11 protein-coding genes are annotated in these 13,717 nt (G+C 59.0%); 5 read left to right on the top strand and 6 right to left on the bottom strand.

What is annotated here, in order from left to right; translation table 11 throughout:
* From BF99_RS23850 to BF99_RS0117825, 5 genes are all read left to right on the top strand, one after another.
* Nucleotides 1-555, top strand: a 555-nt coding sequence (locus BF99_RS23850; protein WP_025772201.1) for a hypothetical protein, incomplete at its 5' end; no start/stop codon positions are given.
* Between the two features lie 26 nt (nucleotides 556-581).
* A complete protein-coding gene (locus tag BF99_RS0117850) occupies nucleotides 582-1,274 on the top strand; it encodes a DsbA family oxidoreductase (protein WP_197019213.1) in 693 nt (230 codons plus the stop codon).
* Between the two features lie 60 nt (nucleotides 1,275-1,334).
* Nucleotides 1,335-2,753 (top strand): exodeoxyribonuclease VII large subunit, encoded by a 1,419-nt coding sequence (gene xseA, locus BF99_RS0117845; protein WP_025772199.1) that lies wholly within the window; start codon nucleotides 1,335-1,337, stop codon nucleotides 2,751-2,753.
* 330 nt (nucleotides 2,754-3,083) lie between these two features.
* A complete protein-coding gene (locus BF99_RS0117835) occupies nucleotides 3,084-5,195 on the top strand; it encodes a hypothetical protein (RefSeq protein ID WP_025772198.1) in 2,112 nt (703 codons plus the stop codon).
* A 468-nt stretch (nucleotides 5,196-5,663) separates the two neighbouring features.
* Entirely contained in the window at nucleotides 5,664-6,887 is a 1,224-nt protein-coding gene (locus tag BF99_RS0117825) for a M24 family metallopeptidase (protein ID WP_025772197.1), read from the top strand.
* An 85-nt stretch (nucleotides 6,888-6,972) separates the two neighbouring features.
* Here the strand turns inward: BF99_RS0117825 and BF99_RS0117820 are convergent, their stop codons facing one another.
* The 6 genes from BF99_RS0117820 to BF99_RS0117785 form a co-directional block, all read right to left on the bottom strand.
* Nucleotides 6,973-7,905, bottom strand: a complete 933-nt coding sequence (locus BF99_RS0117820) for a carbohydrate kinase family protein (protein WP_025772196.1) — start codon at nucleotides 7,903-7,905, stop codon at nucleotides 6,973-6,975.
* A gap of 72 nt (nucleotides 7,906-7,977) precedes the next feature.
* Entirely contained in the window at nucleotides 7,978-8,760 is a 783-nt protein-coding gene (locus BF99_RS23135) for an ATP-binding cassette domain-containing protein (protein WP_038098959.1), read from the bottom strand.
* Nucleotides 8,757-9,773, bottom strand: coding sequence for an ABC transporter permease (locus BF99_RS23130; protein WP_025772194.1), 1,017 nt, complete (start codon nucleotides 9,771-9,773; stop codon nucleotides 8,757-8,759). The genes BF99_RS23135 and BF99_RS23130 overlap by 4 nt, the downstream gene beginning before the upstream one ends.
* Before the next feature lie 327 nt (nucleotides 9,774-10,100).
* Entirely contained in the window at nucleotides 10,101-11,132 is a 1,032-nt protein-coding gene (locus BF99_RS0117800; protein ID WP_197019211.1) for a sugar ABC transporter substrate-binding protein, read from the bottom strand.
* Nucleotides 11,133-11,426: 294 nt separating this feature from the next.
* Entirely contained in the window at nucleotides 11,427-12,122 is a 696-nt protein-coding gene (gene rpe / locus BF99_RS0117790) for a ribulose-phosphate 3-epimerase (RefSeq protein ID WP_231471444.1), read from the bottom strand.
* A gap of 59 nt (nucleotides 12,123-12,181) precedes the next feature.
* Nucleotides 12,182-13,717 (bottom strand): S9 family peptidase (locus tag BF99_RS0117785; RefSeq protein ID WP_025772188.1); only part of this gene is annotated, 1,536 nt, incomplete at its 5' end.

The following is a 13,717-nucleotide window of genomic DNA, read 5'->3' as shown; positions in this document are numbered from 1 at the left end:
TCCCCCCCCCCCCCCCCGAAAAATTCGGAGATCGGGGGTCCCCGACCCTCTTTTCCGACCATTGCCGATATCGCGCGGGAGCGCATTCGGAGAGCCGGAAAGAATATCGAGAAAGCGCATCCGGAGAAGAAAATCGATATCGGTTTTCGATCCTATCGCGTGGTGGATTCGGTATTTTCTCAAGATACCGAAACGACATTGGCCGATACCCTTCAAGGCGATCTCTATGCCCACCATACGGATTTAGGGATAGAGAACTTCGATCGTTTGCTCTTCGAAACGCTGTTGGAAACGGGAGTGATGCTCGATCGATCTTTGCATCTGCACGAGGCGCTTTCTTATCGTTTCGCGCTTTGCGATCGCCGCTGCTATTGCCTGACCGAAGGGCTGACGCAGGAAATCGTCCGCACGATCGTCGAGAAATACGGAGACGATTTCGACATCCTCTACTATCTCGGGGATTGTCCGGCGGCAAGGACGAGCCATGCGGAGTTGAAGGCGGCCATCGATCTCGGCCCCGGGGACAAGCGGATCGAGATGCTGAATTTCTACTGAAACCCGAAGTTCTATAAGGAGTGCCCGTGAACGAACAACGCTCGATTCGTATCGATATCTTCTCCGACACGATCTGCCCTTGGTGCTGGATCGGCAAAAGAAGGCTGGAGCGGGCGTTGAAGGAGCGGCCGGATCTGCAGGTGGAGACGATCTGGCATGCCTTTCAGCTCAATCCGCAGATGCCTTCGGAAGGGATGGATCGGCAGGATTATCTGGCGACCAAATTCGGCGGGGAGGAAAATGCGCGATCGATCTACGGGCGGATCATGACCCAAGGGGCGAGGGAGGCTTTGCCCTTCGACTTCAAGTCCATCGCCCGCACTCCGAATACGGTGGATTCTCATCGCTTGGTGCGGTGGGCGAGCGAGCAACCCCAAGGGCAAGAACCGATGGTCGAAGCGCTTTTCGAAGCCTATTTCGCAAAGGGGCGGGATATCGGCGATTTGGATACGCTGGTGCAAATCGCGCTCGATGCCGGATACGACGGGATCGAAGCCCGCCGAATGCTGCAAAGCGATGCCCTGCGAGATGCCATCGTCGGCGAGGATAGCCAAGCGCGCAACGCCGGGATCAGCGGGGTTCCCTGCTTCGTCTTGGACGGGAAGGTGGCGGTGCCCGGAGCGGTGGAGCCCGAGGATTTCTTGCGTATCTTTCAGCAATACGGGATCGGCGAAAACGAAGCCGTCACCGCACCTGCCGCCGGCGGCGGAGCGGGCTGATCCCCCCGGCACCTGCGAAAGGCCGGATCCCACGCACTCGACATACCCCGAACCGAGCCGATGCCCGCATTCGAATTCAACGAGCCCCACCAAGGGGATCCGGATGAGATCTACACGATCACCCGTCTCAACCGGGAGGCAAGATCCCTGCTCGAGGATACCTTCGGGATGGTTCGGGTCGAGGGGGAGATCTCCGGCTTGACCCGATCAACCGCCGGGCATCTGTACTTTTCCCTCAAGGACGAACGCTGCCACGTAAGATGCGTGATGTTCGCCGGATCGCAGCGCTTCGGGAACCTGAAATTCGAGCCCGCCGATGGCATGTCGGTGCTGGCCAAGGCGGCGGTGAGCCTGTATGACGTCAACGGGAGTTTCCAACTGCGCATACAGCGCATGGAAGAGGCGGGCGCCGGAGCGGCGCTGCGATCGCTCGAAAAACTCAAAGCCGCACTGCAAGCCGAAGGGCTTTTCGATGCCCGACACAAACGCCCGCTCCCCGATCTGCCCCGTCGTATCGGATTGGTCACCTCGCCCACCGGGGCGGTGGTCCAGGACATGCTTCGGGTGCTCAAGCGCCGCTTTCCCGCAATCCCGATCCTGATCCATCCCATACCGGTACAAGGAGAGGGCGCCGCCGATGAAATCGCTCGCATGCTCGACCGCGCCTGTCGGCGAGGGGAATGCGATTTGCTGATCCTCGCTCGGGGCGGGGGCTCGGCCGAGGATTTGAAAGCCTTCAACGAGGAGGTATTGGCCCGCGCCATCTTTCGCGCCACGATCCCCATCATCACCGGGATCGGGCACGAACCCGATTTCACCATCGCCGATTGCGTGGCGGATGCCTCCGCGCCCACCCCTTCGGTAGCGGCGGAAAAAGCGGCGCCCGACAAGGCCGAGTGGCTGAAACGGTTTCGGGGCTTGGAAAGCCTGTTGCAAAGAGCGATTCGCCGCACCGTCGACGGGCTGGGCAAGGATGTGGATAACCTCCTTCGCCGATTATCCGACCCTCGGCGGCGACTCGAAGACCATGCGCAGCGGCTGGATCATGTCTCATCGAGGCTCGATCGAAGGATGCACCGCCTGCTCCAAGCCAAGCGCGAGCGCACCGCCATGATGTCGATGCGCCTGAATCGGCAGTCCTTGGAGCGCATCGTGCATCGATATCGCCATCTTTTGGAGCGCTTGGAACGCGGCATGAACCGGGCGCTGACCTCGGCGTTGGACGATCGACGAATGCGGGTGCAAGAACTCGATCGAACCTTACGCGCGCTCGGCCCCGATACGATATTGGAGCGCGGTTATTCGATCTTGCTCAAAGGCGACGGCGAGACGAAAGTGCAAGCGGTGCGAGATGCAAGCGAGGTGCGCCCCGGCGAACGCCTGCACGCTCGTCTGGCTCGGGGCTCGCTGGAATTGGAGGTCGTCCGATCGCAAGAAGGATCCGAATCATCCTCCGGTGATCAAGACCATCCAAGGTGAAAAAACACCCGGATCGGGCACATCGAGGCGAATCGGGGGGCGATTTGCAGGCATTTTGCCCTCCTTCGAAGCCTTGGGCCTTGCAAGCCGAAAAATGTTTTTCCTCATTCTCTCGCTTCGTCAATTGCACGAAACGATCGGAAATGTAGTAAATTAAAGGGCGTGATTTTGCGCTTTATCGCACCTTCGGGAAGTTTGGGCGAAGCCGCCCGCCCCCGGATACCTGCGACCTGACGCAGGATGCGAGACCTTATCGCAAAGGCCGGGGGCCCGAATCTCCGATCTTCCGCAAACTCGATACCTTCACTTGATGACGGGAGGCAGCTGGCGATGAACCAGATCAAAGCGATTCTCGGTGCGATGAATCTGCGCACCGGGGTGATTGTCGGATCGATGCTTCTACTATTGGCATCCGGCAAATCATTCGGACAAGGAATCGGACCGGCAGTTGTCGACGGCGCGCATATCTGCACCGTCGCCTCCGAGGGCATCGACAAATTCAACAACGACAAATTCCTGTCGTTGAGAAATTCCTGCCGCCACGATGTCACCGTCAACTACAGATACCAAAATCGAGACGGCTGTCAGATGGAAGAGGTGGTCTTGGGGGCGAGGACCCCGACGACCCCCTTCCGCAAGGCGAATAACGCAAGGGTGTGCATCGAATACAGCGAGCGCGAACATCAAATAGCGTCGGGCTACGACTTCTGCGGAGATCTTCCCACGCAGTGCGCCGATGCGAACCGGTTCGAAGTCGTCGATATGAAGTACTCGCCCTTCATCGAGTTGGTCCTTTCGACCGAACGCTTGGAAGTTCCCGAAGGGCAGCGGGGCGTATTCGGCATCAGCCTTTCGCACCGACCGATCGAGCCGGTGCAGATCGCCTTTTCCCATCCCGTCAACACCGATATCAGCCTGGATCGCTACTTGGTCGTGCTCGACGAGTCCAACTGGAGCGAGCCGATGGAAATAGCGGTGGGAACCCGTCAGGATGATGACGATATGAACGATACCATCACCGTCGGTATCGACGCCTCCGGGAGCGGTTATTCGGATCGGGATAGAAGCATTGCCATCATCGTCGTCGACGACGAGAACTTCACCCCCGTACCCCCGGGCGTGACATCGGGGACGGATCCGCAAAGCCTCGACATCAAGGCCACGGTCTTCGCCATTCCCCCCGCCTCCGCCCCGGATCAGGCCACCGTGCGCATCCACTGCCAAGATGAAAGCGCCAGTTGCGCCGTCTTCCTCGACTGTACCGCCCAAGACGGCACCGGTCTCGATGGGTGGTATCTCTCCCGCATCCCGGCGAGAGGTACCCATTCTTTGAGCGCTAGGGATATCGTCGAGATCACCGGCGGCGAGGGTTGGGAGGGCAAAGGAAGGCTGGCTTGCGATATCAGAAGCGAGATGGATATCGTGGCTCAGATATGGACCCGCTCCGGCGAGGACATTCTGATCAACAACAGCGCGGCGATCTTGAGCCATTGGACCAACGAGGCTTCGACCGGCAATGCCTATTTGAACCGGTGCCTCGATGATGTCCGGGAGAAGATGGACAGGGAGTTGAGCACCAATCATTCCAGCGCATACCCGAGGGTTATCGACCGGATCAATCGCATTGATAACGATTTCAGGATGTGCAGAAGCGTTCTCATGGATGGATTCTGCACTCTTATCGATCGATGCGAGAGAATGGAAGCAGGTAGTGCCGAACAATTGGCTTGTTACGGCTATCTAGAGCAAGGTAACCAGTACTGCGGGGATATGCCGACGGTGCTGACGGAGCCGACGGAGCCGCCCTCAGATGCTACCCCGCAAGACAAGGATGATTACGAAATGCTAAAGATGGCGTACGATGACGCCAAGAAGGCCAAGGATATATACGATATATGTATCGCCAATAACTATTATGGAGATACAACTCTGATAGATAAGCTAGCGACAGATTTTGGGATACAACAAACTACCGACAATGAACCTATAGAGAAGCGAGTCTTCTACGATGCTCAAAAGGCGATCTGCACAGGCGCCACCGCATCTGCCTGCAGCCAGATCGAAGAATGCGAGAGCCATGCCGGAGAGTACACCGAGTACAACGCTCGCTATCTCGCCGATATCGGTCACATCCCGTCTCCGGATAGTTCGGATATATCGAATATCCGCATCCGCTGTTCGGCGCCGCACCAAGAGAACTGCACCTTCACCTCTTTGGAGTGCACCGATAGCGATGGCATGGCCTTCGATAGCATCAATCTGGGGACGATCTCACGTCATCATGTTCGGCATATCCAAGCCGAAGAGCTGGCGGATCTGATCAGGCATCGCTGGCAAGAGATGGATCTTTCCTGCCGCGTGAAATCGGATCATCCCATCACCGTGCAGGTGCTGACCCGCACCGGCGGCGGGGCGCTCGTCAACAACAGCGGCGGGCTTTGAGTTCGCCGGTTTTGCGGCAGCGCCCTTTCGGATAAAAAGGCTCGGATACGCATCGAATTCTCTTGGCCCTGAAATCCGATGAAACAAGGCGGCTTCCCTGCAAAGGGGGAGCCGCCTTTTTTATGCTCTTTTTATGCCTTGATTTTTGGGGGAAACCTCGATATGACCGAAAAAAGACGATGCGGCTAGCGATCTTCCGGCGAGACTAGCGCTTGGCCCGAGGAAAAGCCGCCCGTCGCCCTTTTTTCGAACCTTTAGAGCCATCGAGAATCCAAACCCATCGTCGGATGATGTGGGGATAGTGGAAATGCTTATGGCCCATCGGTGAGCGCAGGCAATACCCAAAAAAGACGAAGACGCCTTATGATTCATATCCGCTTTTCAATCGATGAAAAGGATGGTTGACATTCGCCTCGTTTCTATAACATGCAGCGATTGCGGGATTGAAAAAAAGCCTATCGATAACCCATGAACACCGTCGAAGAAATGATCTTGAATGACGATTGGAGCGATGTGCAGGCCACGCATGCACTTCCCGATATCGATATCGAGCGCATGCACCGATACCGTTTGCAGCGCATCCTCGATTTATTGAAAGCCAACGATACGGCGATGTGCATGCTCGTCAATCCCATCAGCCTGCGCTATGCGATCGATTATCGCTGCTACCAACTCTTTCAATCGCATATCCCGTTGACCTATCTTTTCATCCCCTTGGAGGGACCGTTGGCGCTGCACGACGGTTATGCCCGAATGCCGTCGGTGGAAAAATACCCTCGGGCGCGCCCGATCTCCTTTTTCGACGGCGGCGACGATTTGCCCAAACACGCCGATGATCTGGCGGGCGATATCGTCGATTATTTGAGCGAAATCGGCGCACGAAGCACCCGCGTGGCATTGGAATATGTCAATCCCAGCATCGTCCAAGCCTTGGAAAGGCGGCGGATCGAGGTGATCGATGCCGCCCCCATCATCGAGCGGGCGCATCTCATCAAATCCACCGACGAGATCAACTGCATTCGCCATGCGGTGGCCGTTGCCGAGCACGGGATTGCCAAGATGAGAAAGGCGCTCGAACCCGGCGTCAATGAATTGCAGTTATGGGGGCTTTTGAACTATACCAACATCGCCAATAACGGCGACTGGCACGAAGGCCGCATGCTGGCATCGGGGCCGCGGATCAATCCATGGCTTCAAGAGGCCACCGATCGGCGTATCGAAGCGGGAGACTTGGTGGGATTCGATACCGATATGGTCGGCCCTTTCGGTTATTTCGCCGATATCTCTCGCACCTTTCTCTGCGGCAATCATGCCGGCAAAAGACAAAAACAACTCTATCGCTTGGCGGTGGAGGAGATCGAATACAACCTCGCCTTGTTGCGCCCCGGCTTGAGTTTCAAAGAATTCCAACGACAGGCCTATATCCCCGACGAAGCCTTTTGGCAACAGGCTTATGTATGCACCTTGCACGGGGTTGGCATGTGCGATGAATACCCCTATATCAAACCATCGTTTCGTAAGGTGCCGGTAGGCGACGGGGCTTTCGAAGCGGGGATGGTGGTTTGCGTGGAGAGTTATCACGGGGCGGTGGGCGAGCGGGACGGGGTCAAGATCGAGCAACAGGTGCTGATCACCGAAGAAGGCTATGAAATGCTGACCACCTATCCCTTGGAAGAGAGGCTTTTGGACTGATCCACTCCCTCCCTTTTTTTGGCCACCGGCGGGGGCGGCGGGGGCATCGAAGCCGCAGCGCGGGCGGGCACCCGAAAGAGACTGCTCAGTGCTCGATATCGGCCCTCGACGGGAGATCCGCACCTCGTCGTTGGCAAGTGATCACCGCCGCCGATGCCGCAAATGCCAGGATCTCGCCCAAGGCATCCTCGGCGATCCCCCGCACGATATCCTTGGGCGGGCCGAGTTCGGCGATCCGGGTCAGCAATGCCGCCTGAAAGGTATCCCCGGCACCGACGGTATCCACGACATCGACCGATCGCGGTCGATACTCGATCCGCTCACCGCTTGCGCCCCATGCCAATACCGGATCGTAGCCACAGGTGACGATGACCAGATCGGGGCCGCTTGCGAGCCAACGGCGGGCGATCTCGTCCACGGATTGCATCGGATAGAGATGTTCGAGATCCTCGATACTGGTGCGCACCAGATTCGTATGGGACACCATCGCCTCCACCCGCTCCCGCCACCTTTGCATATCGGGAACGATGGCCGGACGGACATTGGGATCCAAAGAGATGAACGATTCCTTTCGATCCCGGACCAAGGCGAAAAGGGCATCGGCGATCGGATTGACGGTGAGCGGATAGGAGCCTATGTGCAATCCGTGAATTCCCTCGTCGAGCACCGGAATATCCTCGAGGGTGATGGCGCATTCCGCCGTGCCTTGGTTATAAAAGACATAGCTCGGCAATCCGGCCCGGTCGGTACCGACGAAGCTCAAAGGGGTGGAGGCCGCAACCCGCCGCACGAAGCGGGTTTCGACCCCTTCGCTTTCGAGCAAGCGATGAAGCCGATCTCCGAGATCGTCGGTCGATAGCCCTCCGAAAAAGGCCGCCCGCCCCCCCATCCTCGCGATCCCGCGAGCGACATTGAGAGGCGAACCACCGGCGACCGCTTGAATCTCGACCCCTTCGGGGCTCGATGGTGCTTGATCGACGAAACAATCGAAGAGCGCTTCTCCGCATACGAGATACATCTTGGCGAGTCCGTTGAGTTGGTGGTGGATAAAAGGGAGTCAAGGAGAGAGCCGAAGGTGAATGCCGGGCTCTCAAAGGGCGGGTTTGTCTTGCGGCGGCGGTTCGATCGCCCCGGTCATGATGGCCACCGCATCGGACATATCGACATCGGTGGGATCGAGTGTCGCGATCCGCTTTCCCAAGCGGTGAACGTGAATTCGATCCGCGACCTCGAAGACATGCGGCATATTGTGCGATATCAGGACGATCGGCAATCCGCGATCCCTGACTTGGCGGATCAGATCCAGAACCCGGCGCCCTTCGCGCACGCCGAGGGCCGCGGTCGGCTCGTCCATGATCACGACCTTGGAGCCGAAAGCCACCGCCCGCACCACCGCCACTCCCTGCCGCTGACCGCCGGAGAGGGTCTCGACCGCCTGATCGATGTCCTGGATGGTCAGCAGCCCGAGCTCCGTGAGATTCTTGCGCGCCACCTTGCGCATTTCCTCGCGATCCAGACGACGCAACCATTTGCCGATGAAGCCGGGACTGCGGATTTCGCGCCCCAAGAACATGTTGTCGACGATCGAAAGCGCAGGCAAAAGGGCGAGGTTCTGATAGACGGTTTCGATACCGGCACGACGGGCTTCGATCGGGGATTGAAAGGCGACGGTTCGACCATCGAGACGAATCTCACCGGCATCGGGGATCACCGCTCCCGACAGGGCCTTGATCAAGGTGGATTTCCCCGCCCCGTTATCACCGATCACCGCGAGGATCTCACCGGCGCCGAGTTCGAAATCGCAATCGTCCATCGCCACGACATGGCCGTAGCGCTTGACGAGGCCTTGAGCCTGCAAAACCGGAGGGCTCACGCCGATACCTTGCGAATCCACTGATCCATCGCCACCGCGGCGATGATCAAAGCCCCGACCGTGAATTCCTGCCAGAGCACATCGACCCCCGCGATTTTGAGACCGGACCGGAATACGCCGACGATCAGCGCCCCGATGAGGGTGCCCAAAATCGAGCCGCGGCCGCCGAACAGCGAACAGCCCCCGATGACCACCGCGGTGATGGCATCGAGATTCCCCTCGTAGAAACTCTGCGGACTGACCGAACCCAAACGCCCGATGGCCACCCAGCCACCGAGGGCGCAGATCAACCCCGCCACGGTGTAGATCGAGAGCAGCATTCTGTCGGATCGAATGCCTGCAAGGTCCGCCGCTTCCTTGTCGTCTCCGACCGCGTAGACCCGCCGCCCCCATGCCGTCCAGTTCAGGACATACCATAACAGGGCGAAGAGCCCGAGCATCAAGAAAGAGCCGTAGGTGAGTTGGGCGCCGAAGATCCCGACCCGCTCGCCGAAGAACTTGAGCACCGGAGCCAAGCGATCGATATCGGCGGAGCGCACCGTCTGCGCCTCGGAGAACCAAAGATTGAGGGCGAAAAAGACCGACCACGTACCCAAGGTCGCGATGAAGGGGGGCAGGCGAAGACGGGTGATCAAAAGGCCGTTCAAGAAGCCGCAGGCGCTACCGGCGGCGAAGCCCGCAAGCAGCGCGATCTCGATGGGCAAACCGTAGACCACCCCGATGCGACCCATCACCACCGAACTCAAGACCATGATCGCGGCCACCGAGAGATCGATGCCCGCCGAAAGGATGATCAGGGTCTGAGCCGCACCCAAGATCCCGATGACCGTTACTTGCTGGATGATGAGGGAGATATTGAAGGGGGTGAAAAAGCGCTCGCCGGCGATGAAGGCAAAAGCGATCAAACTCAACAGCAGCACCATCAGGGGGGCGGCGGTGGGCTTGGAATGCAAGAACCGCTGGAAACGGAGGATTCCGCCGACGGGGTGATGGTCAAAGCGAACGGGATGCACGGGAGGGTTCGATATTTCGTGGATGAGCCTTCGGCGAATCCTCGACGGGGATCGACGAGATCACGCTACCTACGATGTCGAGAGCATCGTCTTGCTTGATCGGAGCGTGGCGCTCGGGGCACGCAAGGGGAAGGCGAAATCCGATAACGATTGGCTCGGCACGCATCTTTCGGATCGATTTTGCGGATCGAGGGATATGACGAAATCGCAAGGAGAGAGAAGGGGCTTGCCTCCCCCCTCTCCCCTTGCGATATTCGTATCTTCCCAAAGCCTTGCCTGTCGTCGTCGGCGGGGATCTTCGGCAAAGCCTTGTCGATCAGACTCGGCTCAACCCCAGCATTGGGTCAGTCCTTCTTTGGACGTGATCGAAGGAACGCCGTCGACGGGCTCGTCGGTGATCAAGGTGACTCCGGTATCGAAGAAGTCCAAGCCCTCGGTGGTTTGGGGCTTTTCGCCGGTTTCCTCGGCCTTCAAGATCGCCTCGACCCCCAAAGAGGCCATCAACAGCGGGAACTGCATCGAGGTCGCGCCGATCACGCCGTCGGTGATATTGCGCACCCCGGGACAGCCGCCGTCCACCGAGACCACGAGCACATCCTTCTCCTTGCCCGCGGCTTTGAGAGCCTCGTAAGCCCCGGCCGCCGCCGGTTCGTTGATGGTGTAGACGAGATTGATATCGGGATCCCTTTGCAGCAGGCTCTCCATCGCGGTGCGTCCGCCTTCCTCCGAGCCTTGGGTCATGCCGCTGCCGACGATGCGCGAATCGTCCTCGTCATACATCCTCTTGACATCCTTCACATCGACGCCGAAACCCTGCAAGAAGCCCTGATTGCGAAGCACATCGACCGTGATCTGGGCTTCGGAGAGATCGAGGGTCGCGATCTTGGCGTTGGCGGCGGCGGATCCCATCTTGGCCCTTGCCCATTGGCCGATCAAGAGCCCGGCCCGGAAATTATCGGTGGCGAAGGTGGCATCGGCGGCGTCGATGGGATCGAAAGGCGTATCGAGGGCGATCACCACCAAACCGGCCTCGCGGGCGCGGCGGACGGTATCGGCCAAGGCGGCCGGATCCGAGGGCGTAATCAAGATACCGATGGCTCCGGCGGCGACCAGACTCTCGATCGCTGAAACCTGCGCTTCGTTATCCCCGTCATATTTGCCGGCGAAGGTGCGTAGTTCGATCCCCAGCTCGGCGGCGCGGGCCTTGGCTCCCTCTCGCATCTTGACGAAGAAGGGATTGGTGTCGGTCTTGGTGATCAGGCCGACGATATGCTCGGGTTGGGCGGTTGCCGGAAGGGCGATCATCATCACCGATGCGGCCAACAGTACGACCTTGAAAGATTCTTTGATAAAAGACATTTGATCGATCCTCTTCGCTAAGGACTGGCGGCGATCAAAGGTACTCGCCGACACTCGATACGGGAATACATCGAAGAAAAAAACGCCTTGCAAATCCCCCGGCGGTTTTACCCGAAGGGTTGCCGAAAGGAGCCAAGACGCGTTCGGAAATCAAAAACTGCCGGGAGATCGGACGAAGCGATATCCAATATCCGCTATCTGCCTCGGTGGATTGTTCAAAAACCATCATCCCTTGTCAAATTATCGACACGATCGACACGATCGCCGAAGTCCTCGAGGCGATCCGTTCAGGCGCTACTCGGGCGGCGCCCCTCCCGAGGCGGCGAGGATATTGCGCATCTTCGAGATCGTTTCCGTGTAATCGTCGCTTTTGAAGATCGCCGAACCTGCAACGAAGGTATCCGCCCCGGCCCTTGCGATCGCCTCCATATTGCCCAAGTGCACCCCGCCATCCACCTGCAGACGAATCGGCTTGCCCAAGGCATCGATACGAGAACGCAAAAGCCTTATCTTGTCGAAAACATAGGGGATGAAAGACTGCCCGCCGAAACCGGGGTTGACCGACATCAACAGCACCATATCGAGCTGATCGAGGACATGATCGAGCACCGTCAGGGGGGTGGCGGGGTTCAAGGCCAAGGCGCATCGGCAACCTTGGTCTCGCACCAGTTGCAAGGTGCGATCCAAGTGCAAGGTGGCTTCGGGGTGGAAGGATATCCAGCGCGCGCCCGCCTCGGCGAACTCCGGGATCAAACGGTCCACCGGGCTGGCCATCAAATGCACATCGATATCGGCGGCGATGCCGTAGCGGCGAAGGGCGGCGCAAACCGACGGTCCGACGCTCAAATTCGGGACATAGTGGTTGTCCATCACATCGAAGTGGATCATATCGGCGCCGGCGGCGAGCACCGCTTCGGCTTCGGCCCCCAAGCGAGCGAAATCCGCAGCGAGGATCGAGGGGGCGATCAGGTAGTCTTTCACTTCGGCCATGTTCTTCGTGAACTCCTTGGGTTTTTGGGGATGAGGTTCTTGGGGATAAGGCAAACGCTTCATCGGGATGGGTCGAGACTCGCTCGGTGGTTTCGAATCTCGAGGGGCTCGATGGGATCGGCGGGTTCGAATCCGAATACCCGACCGTAAAAGAGCAGTTCCGCCTCCAAGCAGCGGCGCAGCGTCTTCGCCTGACGAAAACCATGCCCCTCGCCCTCGAAGGTCAATGCCGCCACCGGCAATCCCTGTCGATCGAGGGCTTCGAACATCAGCTCGCTTTGATTGGGGGGGACGACTCGATCGTCGAGGCCTTGAAAGAAAATGATCGGGCAATGGACCTGCGAGACATGATGCAAGGGCGAGCGGGCGCGGTAGAGATCGCGGGCGGCGGGCCAATCGCCGATCAAACGATCCAAATAGCGGGCTTCGAATTTATGAGTGTCGCCGACCAAAACCTCCAAATCGCAGATCCCGTAATAGCTCGCTCCGGCGCCGAAGACATCGTGGAAGGCCAAGGCGGCCAATGCCGTATAACCGCCGGCGCTGCCGCCCCTGATGGCCAAAGCCCGGCGATCCGCTTGGCCTTGCGCCACCAGATACATCGCTCCGGCGACGCAATCCTCGACATCGGCCACCCCCCATTGTCCGTATAAACGTTCGCGATAAGCCCTTCCGTATCCGGTGCTGCCGCGATAATCGATATCCAAAACGGCGAATCCGCGGCTGGTCCAGAATTGGATCATGGGATTGAAGGCGTCGGAGGCGGCGCTGGTGGGACCGCCGTGGAGGATCACCAACAGTGGCGGACGATCTCCCTTCGGGGCGCGGCATTCGGTGTTATGCGGGGCGTAGGCGAAGGCGTGGGCGCACTCGTCTTGCCCGGCGGTGGGATAGGTGATGGGGGTCGGGCGCGAAAGAAAGCGTTCGTCGATATCCGCCGGGCTCGATTTACGAACGATCCGGCTATGGCCGGTGGCGAGATCGACGCTGACCACCGCCGTGCTCCGATCCGGGGCCCCTCCCAGGAAAACCGCGGTATCGCCGTCGACCCGAAGGCCATCGATATTCGTCCATGGCAAGTCGATGATCTCCAACCCCGAATTGCCAAGACGACCGAGTCGCCACCCGGTGGAATCGCGCCAAGTGCAGATCGTATCGCCTCGACCGTCGAAGCCGAAGGTGGTCGTCCCCAACTGCCACAGGGGTTTGCCGAATTCGCGGGGCGCGCGATGCATGCAACGGATATCTCCGTCCTTCAGGCGAAAGAGATTCCACCAACCATCGGGATCGGCGACGAACCACAAGGATCCGTCGGGCGACCACGAGGGCTGAAAAGCGGCGATCTCGGCGCCGCCCATCACTCGGTGCGCCGGAGCGACGGGCAATCCCTCGTCATCGATATCGGCGATGTAAAGCGCCGCCGCATCCCAAGGCATATCCGGCTGATTCCATGCCAGCCATGCCAAACGGCGGCCATCGGAAGAGGGGGCGGGGGATGCGTAAAAATCATGCCCCGAGGCGATGCTTCGCACCGCACCGTTTTTGATCGAGATCGCCACCAGATCGTTGACCGGCGGAGCGTTCGATCCCGAATG

The organism is Thioalkalivibrio sp. HK1 (assembly GCA_000583135.1).
Classification (GTDB): Bacteria; Pseudomonadota; Gammaproteobacteria; order HK1; family HK1; genus HK1.
This window is presented reverse-complemented; position numbering and strand designations above follow the sequence as displayed.